We start from the raw sequence: 16,641 nt of genomic DNA, 5'->3' as shown, positions 1-16,641 counted from the left end.
CACTCTGCGCCGGTTTTTTTATGCCTGTCGTCGCCTTTTGCGAGCCTGCGTCCGCGAGGATTGCAACGAGCTGCAATCCCTCATAAAGCGCGGAAAACGCCTCGTAATTCGCTTAACGCCGCCTCGACCTGTTTCTTCCCTCCCGGCACACTGCCGTCATGAAAAAGGAAAAGGGGTTCACCCTCATGGAAATGCTGATCGCCCTCTCGCTCATCATGACGCTGAGCGCTGCGGGGCTGTACGGCTGGCGATCCTGGCAGCAGCAACAGCAGCTATGGCAGACGGCGCGCCAGGTGCGCGATTTTCTGGTGGTGCTACGCAATGATGCCTGGCGAAATAACCGCGACCATATCATCACACTCAAACAGGACGGCAAGCGGTGGTGCCTGTTAAAGACGGGGATTCCTGCGTGTGAGGCGGAGAGCGCCTTTGTGCTACTCCCGCAGTGGGCGGATATCAGCCTTACCGAGTTAACGCCGGGGTTGGGTTTTTACGGTTTGCGGGATACCGCCTGGGCCGGAAGGGTGCGTCTGCAAAGCCAGGCCGGCGAGTGGCTTATTCTCATCTCCTCGTGGGGACGTATCCGGATGTGTAACGGCAAGGGGGCGTTTGCATGCCGGTAAAGCAGCGGGGATTTTCCCTCACGGAAGTGCTGATCGCGATGGCGATAAGCAGCGTGCTGCTGTTAAGCGCAGCGCGGTTTTTGCCCGCGCTCCAGCAGTCAGTCACGCGGCTCACGAAACAGCAGGAGCTTGAAGAAGAGCTTTGGCTACGCATAACCACTATCGGTAAACATCTGCAGCGGGCGGGGTATTGCGCGGGCGAGTGCACTGGCGAGGCGTTAAAAGTGGGGCAGGGTGGTGAATGTGTCATTGTGCAGTGGGACGAAAACAGCAATGGCCGCTGGGAAACCTCCCCGCCTGCTGCGGCGGAACAGACCGGGTTTCGCCTGAACGGCGGTGCGCTGGAAACAGTGCGCGGCGCGACAGAGTGTGGCGGCAAGGGGTGGGAGAGAATAACCGATCCCGACCGGATCACGGTCCTGCGTTTTCAGGTGCAGCGCATTGCCCGCGCAGACTTTGCGCCGGAGCTGAGTCTGATGCTGTCGGCCGCCGTCAACGGAGAGCATGACGGCGGCGTTGAGGTGCGCCACATCGTTACCGGGTTTAATTTATGAGCCGCGAGCGGGGAATGTCATCGCTGGCGCTGGTGCTTCTGCTGTTAATTCTGGGTAGCCTGATGCTGGCGGGACTTAACCAGCAGCTTGACGCGCTGCTGCGTATCGTCAGTGCAGAACGCCAGGCGATACAGCATCAGGCTGCCGCCCAGTCAGCGCTGGAGTGGGGAAGAACGCTCGACTGGCGAACGCAGGTGGACTATGCGTGCCAGCAGCATCCTCTGCACCCCTGGCGAGTCTGTTTGCGTCTGACCGGGGAGCGCGCACTGCTTATCGCCAGCAGCGACAGCATCACGTTGTGGCGTCTGGGCGAGGTAAAGGCAGACGGCGTACATTTTTTGCCCCACGGCTGGAGCGATTTTTGTCCCCTGAAAGAGAGAGCGTTATGTCAGCCACAGTAGCCAGACAGAAAGGGTTCAGCATCGTGGAGGTTCTGCTGGCAATGGTGCTGATGGTCATGGTCGTCACCGCGCTGGCAGGTTACCATCGTGTTTTAGCCAGTCGGTTTGTCGCGCTTGAGCAGTATCGCCAGCTCTGGCGTCATGCTCAGATGCTGTCCCAGCTGAGCGCCGGGGATGCGCCTGGCGGCTGGCAGGTAAACAGGATGCAGACAACACAGGCTGGATGTGTCAGCATCTCGGTCAAACTTATTTCTCCTCTGGGTCGGCGGGGTCAAATGACACGCCTGCACTGCCCGGTTAGCCAGTAGTTGGAGCAGCAATGTTAAGGGTCTACCACTCAAACCGTCTTGATGTGCTGGAAGCACTGATGGAATTTATTGTCGAGCAGCAGCGGCTCGACGATCCCTTTGAACCAGAGATGATCATGGTTCAGAGCACCGGTATGGCGCAGTGGTTACAGATGTCCCTTTCACAGAAGTTTGGTATCGCCGCCAATATTGATTTCCCGCTGCCGGCCAGCTTTATCTGGGATATGTTTGTCCGCGTACTGCCGGAGATCCCAAAACAGAGCGCATTCAGCAAACAGAGCATGAGCTGGAAGCTGATGTCGCTGCTGCCTGAGATGCTGACCCATGACGAGTTTGTCATGCTGCGCCACTACCTGAATGACGATACCGATAAACGGAAGCTGTTCCAGCTGGCGTCGCGTACGGCGGATCTCTACGACCAGTATCTGGTCTATCGGCCGGAGTGGTTAACGCGCTGGGAGGCGGGCGATCTTGTCGACGGTCTTGACCAGGCGCAAATCTGGCAGGCCCCGCTGTGGAAAGCGTTGGTCGCCCATACTGAAGCGCTGGGTCAGCCGCAGTGGCACCGCGCAAATTTATATGAGCGTTTTATCGCGACCCTGGAGTCCGCCTCTGAGACGCCTGCCGGTTTGCCGTCCCGGGTCTTTATCTGCGGGATATCCGCACTGCCGCCGGTCTACCTGAAAGCGCTGAATGCGCTGGGCAGGCATATCGACATTCATATTCTCTTCACCAACCCCTGCCGCCATTACTGGGGAGATATTCAGGATGCCCGCTGGCTGGCCCGCATGGTGACGCGCCAGCGTCGTCGCCTGTTTGACGACGGCACGGTACCGCTGTTTAAAGACAGCGAGACGGCCTCTGAACTCTTTGACGAACAGGGGATCCAGCACTTGCCGAACCCGCTGCTCGCCTCCTGGGGCAAGCTGGGGCGCGACTATATCTATATGCTCTCGGAGCTGACCGCCTCCGGTGAAGGGGATGTCGACGCCTTTGCGGATATCACCCCGGACAGCCTGCTGCATAACATACAGCGGGACATTCTGGAGCTGGATAACCGCGCGGTGACAGGCATCACTGCTACGGAGTTTGCCCGCAGTGACAGCAAACGCCGGCTCGATCCTGACGATCGCAGCGTGACCGTTCACCTGTGCCATAGCCCGCAGCGCGAAGTGGAGGTGCTACACGACAAACTGCTGGCGATGCTGGAGGAGGATCCACAGCTGACGCCGCGCGATATCGTGGTGATGGTGGCGGATATCGACAGCTACAGCCCCTATATCCAGGCCGTTTTTGGGAGTGCGACGGGCGACCGCTACCTGCCGTTTGCCATATCAGACCGTCGTGCGCGTCAATCGCACCCGGCCCTGCAGGCGTTTGTCAGCCTGCTTTCCCTGCCGGATAGCCGCTTCGTCCCGGAAGATGTGCTGGCCCTGCTGGACGTGCCGGTCCTGGCGGCTCGTTTTGATATTGACGAGGAGGCGCTGCGCTACCTGCGTCAGTGGGTTAACGAGTCGGGCGTGCGCTGGGGCATGGACGATGACAACGTGCAGGAGTTTGAGCTGCCCGTCACCGGCCAGCACACCTGGCAGTTTGGCCTGACGCGTATGCTGCTCGGGTATGCCATGGAGAGTAGCCAGGGGGAATGGAATGCCGTGCTGCCTTATGATGAGTCCAGCGGCTTAATTGCCGAGTTGGTCGGGCATCTGGCGTCACTGCTGATGCAGCTTAACCGCTGGCGTCGGGAGCTGATGAAAGCCCGCCCGCTCGACGAGTGGATGCCGGTATGTCGCGAGATGCTCAATGATTTCTTCCTGCCGGATCAGGAAACCGAAGCGGCGATGGCGTTAATCGAGCAGCAGTGGCAGGCGATCATCGATGAAGGGATCTCCTCGCACTATGATGAAGCGATCCCCCTGTCGTTGTTGCGGGATGAGTTAACCCTGCGTCTCGACCAGGAGCGTATCAGCCAGCGTTTTCTCGCCGGGCCGGTAAACATCTGCACCCTGATGCCGATGCGATCCATCCCGTTTAAGGTCGTCTGTCTGCTGGGCATGAACGACGGCATTTACCCGCGCGCGCTGGCGCCGCTGGGCTTTGATTTAATGAGTCAGAATGCGCAGCGCGGCGACCGCAGTCGTCGCGATGATGACCGCTATCTGTTCCTTGAGGCGCTGATCTCCGCGCAACAGCAGCTCTATATCAGCTATATCGGTCGCTCTATCCAGGACAACAGCGAACGGTTCCCCTCCGTGCTGGTGCAGGAACTGGTGGACTACATCGGGCAAAGCCACTACCTGCCGGGCGATGAGGCGCTCAACTGTGATGAGAGCGAAAAGCGCGTAAAAGCGCATATCACCTGTTGTCACAGCCGTATGCCGTTTGATGCGGAGAACTACAAGGCTAACGAGCAGCAGAGCTATGCCCGGGAATGGCTGCCCGCCGCGAAACGGGAGGGCGTAGCCCATGGCGACTTTATCCAGACGCTGAAGCCGTTAGCGCTTGATACCGTTCCCTTTGAACAGCTTCAGCGTTTCTGGGCGCACCCGGTGCGGGCGTTTTTCCAGATGCGGTTGCAGGTTAACTTCCGCTCCGAAGAGAGCGAGATCCCGGATGCCGAGCCGTTTACGCTGGATGGCTTAAGCCGCTACCAGCTCAATCAGCAATTGCTGAATGCGCTGGTGGAGCAGGAAGATGCCCAGAAGCTGTTCCGTCACTATCGCGCGGCAGGTCAACTGCCCTATGGCGCCTTCGGTGAGATCGTCTGGGAGGCTCAGTGTCAGGAGATGCAGGCCCTGGCTGGCCGGGTGATTGAGTGCCGTCAGCCGGGTACGAGCATGGAGATCGATCTCAACTGCAACGGTGTGAATCTGACGGGGTGGCTACAGCACGTACAGCCCGACGGGCTGCTGCGCTGGCGACCGTCGATGCTTAGCGTTTCGCAAGGTCTGCAACTTTGGCTGGAACACCTTGTCTACTGTGCGAGCGGTGGCGAAGGCGAGAGCCGGTTATTTGTCCGCAAAGAGGGTGAATGGCGCTTCCCGGCGCTCTCTGCTGAACAGGCCATGAACTATCTGTCGCAGCTGGTTGAGGGTTACCAGCAGGGGATGAACACGCCGCTGCTGTTGCTGCCAGAAAGTGGGGGGGCATGGATTAAAACCTGTTATGACGCCTCAAATGATGCCATGTTAACGGATGAGGCGACCCTGCAAAAAGCGCGCAGCAAATTTTTGCAGGCCTACGAAGGCAACATGATCGTCCGCGGGGAAGGTGACGACGTCTGGTATCAACGCCTGTGGCGAACCCTTGAACCGGAGTACTTCGAGGCCATCACCAACGAGGCCCGACGCTACCTGTTACCGCTCTATAAATTTAATCAGTCCTGACGGCTGTATAAAAATTGCACGGATTTGGGCATTCATTTATGATGCGCAACTTGTCATGGACTGATGTACCAAAACAAAGAGATGCTGGCGTGTCCGGCACGAAGCTTGTTAATGATGATGTCCGTGATGAAGAGGTAGTGAATGCCAGGCAGCACCTTATTGAAAACGTTAGTTTTGTTCGTCGCTCTTTGGGCCCCCCTCAGTCAGGCAAATACCGGTTGGCAACCCGTTCAGGAAACGATCCGCAAAAGTGATAAAGATACCCGTGAATATCAGGCGATCCGCCTTGATAACGGGATGGTCGTGCTGCTGGTTTCCGATCCGCAGGCCGTAAAGTCACTGTCGGCGCTGGTGGTGCCGGTGGGCTCGCTGGAAGATCCTGAATCGCATCCCGGTCTGGCCCACTATCTTGAACATATGACCCTGATGGGCTCAAAGAACTATCCGCAGCCTGACAGTCTGGCCGAATTTTTAAAGATGCACGGTGGCAGCCATAACGCCAGCACCGCGCCGTACCGCACGGCTTTTTATCTTGAAGTGGAAAACGATGCGCTGGAAGGTGCCGTCGATCGTCTGGCGGATGCCATTGCTGCCCCGCTGCTGGATAAAAAATATGCCGATCGTGAGCGCAATGCCGTTAATGCGGAGCTGACGCTGGCGCGTACCCGGGACGGGATGCGGATGGCGCAGGTCAGCGCCGAAACCATCAACTCCGCGCACCCTGGATCGCGTTTCTCCGGCGGAAATCTTGAGACGCTGAGCGACAAGCCGGGCAGCCCGGTGCTTGATGCGCTGCACGCGTTTCGCGACAAATACTACTCCGCTAACCTGATGAAGGCCGTGGTCTACAGCAATAAGCCGCTGCCGGAACTGGCGCAGCTGGCTGCCCAGACCTATGGCCGGGTGCCGAATAAAAATATCACCCGCCCGGAAATCACCGTGCCGGTGGTCACCGACGCGCAGAAAGGCCTGATCATTCACTACGTTCCCGCGATGCCCCGCAAGGTGCTGCGCGTGGAGTTCCGTATTGATAACAATACGCCGCAGTTTCGCAGTAAAACCGACGAGCTGGTTAACTACCTGATTGGCAACCGTAGCCCGGACACCCTCTCCGACTGGCTGCAAAAGCAGGGGCTGGTGGAAGGTATTCGCGCCGACTCCGATCCCGTCGTTAACGGCAACAGCGGCGTACTGGCGATCTCCGCCACCTTAACCGATAAAGGTCTGGCCCATCGCGATGATGTCGTCGCCGCGATTTTCAGCTACCTTTCCCTGCTGCGTGAAAAAGGGGTGGATAAACGCTACTTTGACGAGCTGGCGCACGTGCTGGATCTCGACTTCCGTTATCCTTCCATTACCCGCGATATGGACTATGTCGAGTGGCTGGCTGACACCATGATCCGCGTGCCGGTTGAGCACACGCTGGATGCGGTCAATATCGCCGATCAATATGATGCCGACGCCGTCAAAGCCCGACTGGCGATGATGACGCCGCAGAACGCCCGTATCTGGTATATCAGCCCGAACGAGCCGCATAACAAGACCGCTTACTTTGTGAACGCCGAATACCAGGTGGACAAAATCAGCGAGCAAACTTTTGCCGACTGGCAGAAGCGAGCCGCCGGGATCGCCCTTAAGCTGCCGGAGGTGAACCCTTACATCCCGGACGACTTTACCCTTATCAAACCGACTAAAGATTATCCACAGCCGCAGCTGATTGTGGATGAGCCTGACCTGCGCGTGGTCTATACCCCGAGCCGCTACTTCGCCAGCGAGCCAAAAGCCAACGTCAGCATGGTGCTGCGTAACCCTGCGGCGATGAATACCGCTAAAAACCAGGTGATGTTTGCGCTGAATGACTATCTGGCCGGTATCGCGCTGGATCAGCTCAGCAACCAGGCCGCGGTAGGCGGGATCGGTTTCTCCACCAACGCCAATAATGGCCTGATGCTCAACGCCAACGGTTACACCCAGCGTCTGCCGCAGCTCTTTAAGGCGCTGCTGGAAGGCTATTTCAGCTACACCGCCACCGAGGAGCAGCTGGAGCAGGCTAAGTCCTGGTATGCGCAGATGATGGATTCCGCAGAAAAGGGCAAAGCCTTCGATCAGGCTATTATGCCGGTGCAGATGCTCTCGCAGGTTCCCTACTTCCAGCGCGAGGAGCGCCGGGAGCTGCTGCCGTCCATCACGCTGGACGACGTAATGGCCTACCGTGCCGCGCTAAAGACCAATGCCCGTCCGGAGTTTCTGGTGGTGGGCAACATGAGCGAAGATCAGGCGAAAAACCTGGCGCAGGATGTGCGTACTCAGCTGGGTGCGAAGGGGACCGAATGGTGTCGTAACCAGGACGTGCTGGTCGAAAAACAGCAGAACGTGATTTTCGAAAAAGCGGGCAGCAGCACGGATTCCGCTCTGGCAGCGGTCTTTGTCCCGACCGGCTATGACGAATACGCCAGTTCAGCATACAGCGCCGTACTCGGACAGATCGTGCAGCCCTGGTTCTACACCCAGTTACGTACCGAAGAGCAGCTGGGCTATGCCGTCTTTGCCTTTTCGATGAACGTTGGTCGCCAGTGGGGGATGGGCTTCCTGCTGCAAAGCAGTGATAAACAGCCAGATTATCTCTGGCAGCGTTTCCAGGCCTTCTTCCCGCAGGCCGAAGCGAAGCTGCGTGCGATGAAGCCGGAAGAGTTTGCCCAGATTCAGCAGGCGGTCATTGCCCAGATTATGCAGCCGCCGCAGACGCTGGCTGAAGAAGCATCAAAAATCAGCAAAGATTTTGATCGGGGTAATATGCGCTTCGATTCGCATGATAAAGTAGTGGCCGAGATAAAACAGCTCACGCCACAGAAAGTGGCCGACTTCTTCCACCAGGCCGTGGTCGCCCCGCAGGGGATGGCTATCCTGTCTCAGGTTTCCGGTAGCCAGAGTAAGAAAGCCGATGTCACCCCGCCTGCGGGCTGGACGGTATGGAAGAGCGTGAGCGCATTGCAGCAATCTTTGCCCAGGAGTAAGAACGAATGACCGATACCGCTGAGTCCCTTAACCCCTTACGTTTACCGTTACAGGGGGAGCGACTGATAGAGGCCTCAGCGGGAACCGGAAAAACCTTCACCATCGCTGCACTCTATCTGCGACTGCTGCTCGGTCTGGGCGGCAGCGCGGCGTTTAGCCGCCCGCTCAACGTGGAAGAGCTGCTGGTGGTGACCTTCACCGAAGCCGCGACGGAAGAGCTGCGCGGACGTATCCGCGCTAACATCCATGAGCTGCGCATCGCCTGCCTGCGGCAGAGTACAGATAACCCGCTGTATGCCAGCCTGCTGGATGAGATTGACGATAAACAGCAGGCGGCACAGTGGCTGCTGCTGGCGGAACGGCAGATGGATGAGGCTGCCGTGTTTACTATCCACGGCTTCTGCCAGCGCATGCTCAGCCTGAATGCGTTTGAATCAGGCATGCTTTTTGAGCAGCAACTTATCGAAGATGAATCCCAGCTGCGCTACCAGGCGTGCGCCGACTTCTGGCGTCGCCATTGCTACCCCCTGCCACGTGATATCGCCGAAGCGGTACACAATCTCTGGAAAGGCCCGGACGAGCTACTGCGGACCATCGATCGCTATCTGCAGGGGGAAGCCCCGGTCATCAAATCTGCCCCGCCTGCGGACGAAACGCTGGCTTCACGCCATGAGAAGATTGTCGGCCTGATCGCCGCCATGAAACAGCAGTGGTCTGACAGCGTGGCGGAAATCGAGGCGGTGATTGAACGCTCCGGCATCGATCGGCGTAAATTCAACCGCGGCAACCAGGCAAAATATATCGAGCGCGTTACGGCCTGGGCGCAGGAAGAGAAGCACAGCTATCAGCTGCCTGACGCGCTGGAAAAATTCTCCCAGTCGTTCCTTGCCGAGCGCACGAAAGCGGGGGGCGAGGTACCGGAACACCCGCTCTTTTCCGCCATCGATAACCTGCTGGCAGAGCCGTTAACCCTTAACGATCTGATGATCACCCGTGCGCTGTCAGAGATCCGCGAAGCGGTGGCGCGGGAAAAGCGCCGTCGCGGTGAGCTGGGCTTCGACGATATGCTCAGCCGTCTCGATGATGCCCTCAACAGCGACAATGGCGAGGCGCTGGCTGCCGCCATCCGGACCCGTTTTCCGGTGGCGATGATCGATGAATTTCAGGATACCGATCCCCAGCAGTACCGGATTTTCCGCCGCATCTGGCGCCAGCAGCCGGATACCGCCCTGCTGCTGATTGGCGACCCGAAACAGGCGATCTACGCCTTCCGTGGGGCGGATATTTTCACCTACATGAAAGCGCGTGGCGAAGTGGCCGCGCACTATACGCTGGATACCAACTGGCGTTCGGCGCCCGGCATGGTGGAGAGCGTGAATACGCTCTTTTCACAGATGAACGATGCTTTCATGTTCCGTGAAATCCCCTTCTTACCGGTCAAATCTGCCCCGAGAAACGCCACGCTGCGTTTCGAGTATAAAGGCGATTTCCAGCCCGCGATGCGCATCTGGCTGATGGAGGGCGAGGGGTGTGGCGTCGGAGATTACCAGACCTTTATGGCCCAGCACTGCGCGGCGCAAATCCGCGACTGGCTGAGCGCTGGCGTGCGCGGCGAAGCCATTCTGCACCGGGGCGACGATGCCCAACCGGTGAAGGCGTCAGACATTACGGTGCTGGTGCGCAGCCGTCAGGAGGCGGCGTTGATCCGTGATGCGCTGACCCTGCTGAGCATTCCTTCGGTCTATCTCTCCAACCGCGACAGCGTATTTGAAACGCTGGAAGCCCAGGAGATGCTCTGGCTGTTGCAGGCGGTGCTGGCGCCGGAGCGTGAAAGCACCCTGCGCAGCGCCCTGGCAAGCGCCATGCTCGGCCTTAACGCCCAGGATATCGATACGCTGAATAACAGTGAGACACTCTGGGATAAGGCGGTGGAAGAGTTTACCCGCTACCGTGAGCGCTGGCAGAAGCGGGGCGTAATGGCGATGCTGCGCGACCTCATGACCCAGCGCAACATCGCCGAAAATATGCTGGCGACCGCCGGAGGGGAACGCCGCCTGACCGATATTCTGCATATCAGCGAACTGTTGCAGGAGGCGGGGGCCCAGCTTGAGAGTGAATATGCCCTCGTGCGCTGGCTGGCGCAGCACATTGCCGAGCCGAACAGCAACGCCTCAAGCCAGCAAATGCGTCTCGAAAGTGACAAGCATCTGGTTAAAATCGTCACCATTCACAAATCGAAAGGGCTGGAGTATCCCCTGGTCTGGTTGCCTTTCATTGCCAACTACCGGGTTCAGGATCAGGCCTTTTATCACGATCGTAAGACCTTCGAAGCGGTGCTTGACCTCAGCAAGGCCGATGACAGCGTGGAGCTGGCCGAAGCTGAACGGCAGGCGGAAGATTTACGCCTGCTCTATGTGGCACTGACCCGTTCGGTGTGGCACTGCAGCTTAGGCGTGGCGCCGCTGTTCCGTCGGCGTGGCGAAAAATCGGGTGACAGCGACGTCCACCTGAGCGCGCTTGGACGCCTGATCCAGCGCGGCGAGCCGAAAGATGCCGCCGGTCTGCGCCAGTGTCTGGAGGCGTTATGCAATGACCACATTGCATTGCAGGTTGCCGATGTGGCAGACGCCGCCCGCTGGCATATGCCGGATCCGGTGATGCCGGATCTGCAGGCGCGGCAGGTGGCTCGCATGCTGTATGACGACTGGCGGGTCACCAGCTATTCCGGACTTCAGCAGCACGGGCACAGTATCGCCCAGGATCTGATGCCGCGCCTCGATGTTGATGCCGCAGGCACCGGCGAAGTGCCGCAGGAGCCAGAGCTGACGCCGCATCAGTTTCCGCGCGGCGCCTCGCCGGGCACCTTTTTACACAGCCTGTTTGAAGCACTCGATTTTACGCAGCCCGTCTCCCCGGAGTGGGTGCTGGAGATGCTGCAAAAAGGGGGGTACGATGCCCGCTGGGAGCCGGTGTTAACCCGCTGGATCGCGCAGGTGCTGGAAACTCCGCTCAATGAGGAGGGGATCTCACTGAGCCAGCTGACAGCCGCTGATAAGCAGGTTGAGATGGAGTTTTATCTGCCCATCGCCGGGCCGCTCACCGCCGGGGCGCTGGATGCGTTGATCCGCGAGTACGATCCACTCTCCCGGGGCTGCCCGCCGCTCGATTTTCGTCAGGTGCGCGGCATGCTGAAAGGCTTTATCGACCTGGTCTTCCGCCATAATGGCCGCTATTACCTGCTGGACTATAAATCCAACTGGCTGGGTGAAAACAGCGAGGCCTATACCCCGCAGGCTATGGCCCGGGCGATGCAGTCGCACCGCTACGATCTGCAGTACCAGCTCTATACCCTGGCGCTGCACCGATATTTACGTCACCGTATTGCCGACTATGACTATCAACAACATTTCGGTGGGGTGATCTACCTGTTTTTACGTGGCGTCGATGGCAGCTCGCCGGGCGCCGGTTGCTTTGCCACCCGTCCGGATGAAGCGTTAATCGAACAAATGGATAGCCTGTTTTCCACCAGCAACGAGGAGCTAACACAATGACGATGCAGGAACACTTGCTGGAAGCCGTAGAGCAGCGCGTGCTGCGTCGTCTGGATGTACAGTTTGCGATGATGGTAGCAGGGAACGACGAACCGGCGGTGATGCTGGCGGCGGCAATCTTAAGCCGTGATGCGGGAGAAGGGCACGTTTGCCTGCCGTTGTCCCGGCTGCGTGCCGAGGCGAAAAGCGCCGCGCTGCAGGCCTGTTTTGCGCTGTTTGACCAGGAGCCGGACTGGACCGCTACGCTGCTGCGCTCCCGCGCGGTGAGTGCAGGGGATGAACCGACGCCGCTGGTGCTCACCGGCGAACGGCTCTACCTCAACCGGATGTGGCGCTATGAGCGGGCGGTGGCCCGCTTCTTTAGCGAAGCCAACCAGCCTTTGCCCCATGACAGCGCCGACGTTCAGCGCACGCTCAATGCGCTGTTCACCTCTGATGAATCCGTCAACTGGCAAAAGGTGGCTGCGGCAGTCGCGTTAACGCGGCGTATTTCCGTGATCTCCGGCGGGCCGGGGACCGGCAAAACGACCACCGTTGCCCGCCTGCTGGCGGCGCTGATCCAGATGGCGGGAGAGGAGAAGTGCCGGATCCGGCTGGCAGCCCCCACCGGTAAAGCGGCCGCTCGTCTGACCGAATCCCTGGGCGGCGCGCTGCAAAAACTGCCCCTGACCGAGGCCCAGCGCGCGCGATTCCCGACGGAAGCGAGTACGCTGCACCGTTTGCTTGGCGCGCAGCCTGGCAGCCAGCGCCTGCGTTACCATGCAGGTAATCCGCTGCACCTGGATGTGCTGGTGGTGGATGAGGCGTCGATGATTGATCTGACGATGATGTCGCGTCTGATCGACGCCCTGCCGCCTCATGCCCGGGTTATTTTCCTCGGCGATCGCGACCAGCTGGCTTCCGTCGAAGCGGGCGCGGTGCTGGGTGACATCTGTACCTGGGCCAGCGCCGGCTTTACGGTCCGGCGCGCGCAGGAGCTTGCCAGCATGACGGGATGCGAGATGGAGGGCAACGTCAGCCCGGTCGCGGGTGCGCTACGCGACAGCCTGTGCCTGCTGCAAAAAAGCTACCGTTTTGGCAGCGATTCTGGCATCGGGCAACTGGCGGCCGCGGTCAACCGGGGCGATCGCCACGCTATCCGCTCGGTATTTGATGGCAAATTCAGTGATATTGAGAAAAAGCAGCTCCAGAGCGGGGAAGAGTATCTGGCGATGCTGGAAGATGCCCTGCAGGGGTATCAACATTTTCTCGACAGCGTGCAGCAGCAAGCCTCCGAAGCGGAGATCCTGGCGGCATTTGGCCGCTACCAGCTGCTTTGCGCCTTACGGGATGGCCCCTTCGGCGTTGCCGGGCTCAATGAAAAGCTCGAGCAGGTCCTGGCGCAAAAACGCCGTATTGGCCGTCAGCCGCATTCACGCTGGTATGAAGGCAGGCCGGTGATGATTTCACGTAACGACAGCGCGCTGGGCCTGTTTAACGGCGATATCGGGATTGCGCTGAATCGGGGTCAGGGGCTGCGTGTCTGGTTCCAGATGCCCGACGGCAGCGTGAAATCCGTGCAGCCCAGCCGCCTGCCGGAACATGAAACCGCCTGGGCCATGACCGTGCATAAATCCCAGGGCTCTGAGTTCGATCACGCGGCGCTGATTTTACCTAACCAGATGTCGCCCGTCGTGACCCGCGAGCTGGTCTATACCGCCATTACCCGCGCCCGTCGGCGGTTGTCGTTGTATGCGGATGAAGGGGTGCTGACCCAGGCTGTCACTACCCGTACAGAGCGACGCAGCGGCCTGAGCGCGATTTTTGAAGCCTTATAAGCGTGTGAAAAGCCGGGCGGCGTTTGCCCGGCCTGTGGGTGATGACCGTTATCCCAGGTCCGCCATCAGCACTTTTGAACGGCGCTGGTAGTTGTACATCTCTTTCTTGGTTTCCGGCAGCGAGTCAATATCCACCGGCGTGAAACCCCGCTCCTGGAACCAGTGAATGCTGTGGGTCGTCAGCACAAACAGCTTGCTCAGCCCCATCTGCCGCGCCTGGAGGGCGATCCGCTCCAGCAACACTTCGCCGCGCGATGAGCTGCGGTAATCCGGATGTACCGCCACGCAGGCCATTTCACCGATCTTCTCTTCCGGGAAGGGGTAGAGCGCCGCACAGGCGATGGTGAGGTTATCGCGCTGAATAATGGTGAACTTGTCGATCTCCATCTCCAGCTGTTCGCGGGAGCGGCGCACCAGGATCCCCTGCTGCTCCAGCGGGCGGATGAGTTCCAGAATGCCGCCGATGTCGTTGATGGTGGCGCGACGGATCTGCTCGGCGCTCTCCATCACAATCTGCGTCCCAATACCGTCGCGGGAGAAGAGCTCCTGCAGCAGGGCGCCATCTTCCTGATAGCTGATCAGATGGCTGCGACGCACGCCGCTGCGGCAGGCTTTGATTGCGCCCCGCAGAAAACGCACGGTACCGGAGTAGTAGTCCCCCTGCGCCTCAAGGGCATCGACGCGCGCCTGAGCCTCGTTAGGGAACAGCTCAGAGACAATATTCCCGAGCTCGTTCATCACCCCCTGCGAGGAGCAGAAGCCGATCATTTTTTCTGCTTTCAGCTTGATCGCCAGCTGGGTGGCAATCTCTTCAGAGGTGAGGTTGAAACTTTCGCCCGTGACAGAGACGGCCACCGGGCCGGTCAGCACAATCGCGCCGCCATCGAGCTGACGGTGGATCGCCTCTTCATCAATACGACGAATACGTCCGCTGTGGCAGTAGTCCACGCCATCATCCACGCCGAGCGGCTGGGCGATAATAAAATTACCGCTGACCACATTAATATGCGCCCCCTGCAGCGGGGTGTTGTTAAGGCTCATCGACAGGCGCGCGGTGATGTCCAGCTGCAGCAGACCGGCGGCCTGCTTAACCAGCTCCAGCGTTTTAGCGTCGGTGACGCGGGTATGTTTGTGGTAGATCGGCTCGTGATGATGCGCGGCCAGATTCGCCTCGATCTGCGGGCGAGCGCCATACACGACAACCAGACGAATACCCAGGCTATGCAGCAGGCCGATATCATTGACAATACTGGAGAAATTCTCATGCTCAATGGCTTCGCCACCCAGCATGACGACAAACGTCTTTCCCCGGTGGGCGTTGATATAGGGAACAGAATGGCGGAATCCCTGGACCAGTTCGATTCTACGTTCCTTCACCACGGCACAACCCCTTAATGAATGTTTATTCGTAATTTTTGTATTTTTATTCGATTATCGCTCTGTGCGCAAGCCAAACTTTTCTTCGAAGCAAAGAAAAGATTCAGCTAAGTTATCGTTAACGCATGATTGTTTACCCTTTTAGGGATGACAGGTTATGCATCATTCGTTAAAGTTTTCGGTCAATTTGGACGTTATGAAAAGTTATTCGATATCTTTGCTCGGGAGAAGCATGTCGGGATCCAGTAAAGCATTAAGTCGTCGTCGCCTGTTACAAGGGGCCGGAGCAATGTGGTTGCTTAGCGTCAGTCAGGTCGCGTTTGCCGCTGTCAGCCAGGTTGTTGCGGTGCGCGTCTGGCCGTCTTCGACCTATACGCGCGTGACGGTCGAGTCAAACCGGGTGCTGAACTATAAGCAATTCGCGTTGAGCAACCCGGAGCGGGTGGTGGTGGATATCGAAGGCGTAAATCTTAACTCGGTGCTGAAAGGAATGAGCGCCCAGATCCGCGGCGACGATCCCTTTATCAAATCCGCGCGGGTAGGGCAGTTTGATCCGAAAACCGTGCGCATGGTGTTTGAGCTCAAGCAGAACGTCAAACCGCAGCTGTTTGCCCTCGCACCGGTGGCCGGTTTTAAAGAACGTCTGGTTATGGATCTCTATCCTGCCAACGCGACCGATATTCAGGATCCGCTGCTGGCCCTGCTGGAGGATTACAACAAAGGCGATCTGGAAAAACAGGTACCGCCTGCGCAAAGTGGCCCGCAGCCCGGCAAAGCGGGACGCGATCGCCCGATTGTGATCATGCTCGATCCGGGGCACGGCGGCGAAGACTCCGGCGCGGTAGGCAAATACCGGACCCGGGAAAAAGATGTGGTGCTGCAAATCGCCCGTCGCCTGAAGGCGATGATCGACAGAGAAGGCAACATGCGCGCCTACATGACGCGCAACGAAGATGTCTTTATTCCGTTAAAAGTGCGTGTGGCGAAAGCACAAAAGCAGCGTGCGGATCTCTTCATCTCTATCCATGCGGACGCCTTTACCAGCCGTCAGCCCAGCGGGTCATCAGTGTTTGCCCTCTCTACCAAAGGGGCGACCAGTACCGCAGCACGCTATCTTGCCGATACCCAGAACGCCTCCGACCTTATCGGTGGGGTAGGGCGGAGCGGCGATCGCTATGTCGACCACACCATGTTCGATATGGTCCAGTCGCTGACCATCACCGACAGCCTGAAGTTTGGTAAAGCGGTGCTGGGCAGGCTCGGGCATGTGAACAAGCTGCATAAGAACAGCGTCGAGCAGGCCGGATTTGCGGTGTTGAAAGCGCCGGACATCCCGTCGATTCTGGTGGAAACCGCCTTTATCAGTAACGTGGAAGAGGAGCGCAAACTTAAAACGGCTAAGTTCCAGCAGGAAGTGGCGGAGTCAATACTGGCGGGGATTAAAGCCTATTTCTCTGACGGGGCGACGCTGGCGAGACGCGGATAAGATCAACACTGCCCGGCGGCGCTGCGCCTGCGCGGGCCTACGGGTGGGCTGACGACAAAAACAAAAAAACACCCGGAAGGGTGTTTATTGTTTTAAGAAGTGTTGGTTGCGGGGGCCGGATTT

Annotated in this window: 10 protein-coding genes; 9 read left to right on the top strand and 1 reads right to left on the bottom strand. The window is 58.7% G+C overall.

The window, feature by feature from the left end:
• Nucleotides 1-158: 158 nt before the first annotated feature.
• From B3X29_RS13100 to recD, 8 genes are all read left to right on the top strand, one after another.
• Nucleotides 159-623: a prepilin peptidase-dependent protein gene (locus B3X29_RS13100; protein ID WP_159339814.1), complete on the top strand. Its 465-nt coding sequence runs from the start codon at nt 159-161 to the stop codon at nt 621-623.
• A complete protein-coding gene (locus tag B3X29_RS13095) occupies nt 614-1,177 on the top strand; it encodes a prepilin peptidase-dependent protein (protein ID WP_159339813.1) in 564 nt (187 codons plus the stop codon). Before B3X29_RS13100 ends, B3X29_RS13095 begins: the two co-directional genes overlap by 10 nt.
• Nucleotides 1,174-1,578, top strand: a complete 405-nt coding sequence (locus B3X29_RS13090; protein ID WP_159339812.1) for a DUF2509 family protein — start codon at nt 1,174-1,176, stop codon at nt 1,576-1,578. Before B3X29_RS13095 ends, B3X29_RS13090 begins: the two co-directional genes overlap by 4 nt.
• Nucleotides 1,563-1,886 (top strand): prepilin-type N-terminal cleavage/methylation domain-containing protein, encoded by a 324-nt coding sequence (locus tag B3X29_RS13085; protein ID WP_159339811.1) that lies wholly within the window; start codon nt 1,563-1,565, stop codon nt 1,884-1,886. Before B3X29_RS13090 ends, B3X29_RS13085 begins: the two co-directional genes overlap by 16 nt.
• An 11-nt stretch (nt 1,887-1,897) precedes the next feature.
• Entirely contained in the window at nt 1,898-5,272 is a 3,375-nt protein-coding gene (gene recC / locus B3X29_RS13080; protein WP_290554603.1) for an exodeoxyribonuclease V subunit gamma, read from the top strand.
• Nucleotides 5,273-5,413: 141 nt separating this feature from the next.
• Nucleotides 5,414-8,296, top strand: a complete 2,883-nt coding sequence (gene ptrA / locus B3X29_RS13075; RefSeq protein ID WP_159339809.1) for a pitrilysin — start codon at nt 5,414-5,416, stop codon at nt 8,294-8,296.
• The gene (recB, locus tag B3X29_RS13070; RefSeq protein WP_290554601.1) at nt 8,293-11,838 is read left to right on the top strand and encodes an exodeoxyribonuclease V subunit beta; all 3,546 of its coding nucleotides are present in this window, start codon (nt 8,293-8,295) and stop codon (nt 11,836-11,838) included. The genes ptrA and recB overlap by 4 nt, the downstream gene beginning before the upstream one ends.
• Complete coding sequence (gene recD / locus B3X29_RS13065) at nt 11,835-13,655, top strand: exodeoxyribonuclease V subunit alpha (protein WP_159339807.1); 1,821 nt, start codon at nt 11,835-11,837, stop codon at nt 13,653-13,655. The genes recB and recD overlap by 4 nt, the downstream gene beginning before the upstream one ends.
• A 48-nt stretch (nt 13,656-13,703) precedes the next feature.
• Here recD and argA read toward each other — a convergent pair whose 3' ends face one another.
• Nucleotides 13,704-15,035, bottom strand: coding sequence for an amino-acid N-acetyltransferase (argA, locus tag B3X29_RS13060; RefSeq protein WP_159339806.1), 1,332 nt, complete (start codon nt 15,033-15,035; stop codon nt 13,704-13,706).
• A 229-nt stretch (nt 15,036-15,264) separates the two neighbouring features.
• Here argA and amiC point away from each other — a divergent pair, with 229 nt between their 5' ends.
• A complete protein-coding gene (gene amiC, locus B3X29_RS13055; protein ID WP_290554598.1) occupies nt 15,265-16,518 on the top strand; it encodes an N-acetylmuramoyl-L-alanine amidase AmiC in 1,254 nt (417 codons plus the stop codon).
• The last annotated feature ends 123 nt before the right edge of the window (nt 16,519-16,641 follow it).

The organism is Leclercia sp. UBA5076 (assembly GCF_002416465.1).
Taxonomy (GTDB): Bacteria; Pseudomonadota; Gammaproteobacteria; order Enterobacterales; family Enterobacteriaceae; genus Enterobacter.
The sequence above is the reverse complement of the archived record's forward strand: the minus strand, read 5'-3'. Positions and strand labels throughout refer to the sequence as shown.

Bases quoted from the DNA above. Each gene is read 5' to 3' on its own strand.
- amiC (WP_290554598.1), top strand. From the start codon at position 15,265: ATGTCGGGATCCAGTAAAGCATTAAGTCGTCGTCGCCTGTTACAAGGG.
- recB (WP_290554601.1), top strand. From the start codon at position 8,293: ATGACCGATACCGCTGAGTCCCTTAACCCCTTACGTTTACCGTTACAG.
- B3X29_RS13085 (WP_159339811.1), top strand. From the start codon at position 1,563: ATGTCAGCCACAGTAGCCAGACAGAAAGGGTTCAGCATCGTGGAGGTT.
- ptrA (WP_159339809.1), top strand. From the start codon at position 5,414: ATGCCAGGCAGCACCTTATTGAAAACGTTAGTTTTGTTCGTCGCTCTT.
- B3X29_RS13095 (WP_159339813.1), top strand. From the start codon at position 614: ATGCCGGTAAAGCAGCGGGGATTTTCCCTCACGGAAGTGCTGATCGCG.
- recD (WP_159339807.1), top strand. From the start codon at position 11,835: ATGACGATGCAGGAACACTTGCTGGAAGCCGTAGAGCAGCGCGTGCTG.
- recC (WP_290554603.1), top strand. From the start codon at position 1,898: ATGTTAAGGGTCTACCACTCAAACCGTCTTGATGTGCTGGAAGCACTG.
- B3X29_RS13090 (WP_159339812.1), top strand. From the start codon at position 1,174: ATGAGCCGCGAGCGGGGAATGTCATCGCTGGCGCTGGTGCTTCTGCTG.
- B3X29_RS13100 (WP_159339814.1), top strand. From the start codon at position 159: ATGAAAAAGGAAAAGGGGTTCACCCTCATGGAAATGCTGATCGCCCTC.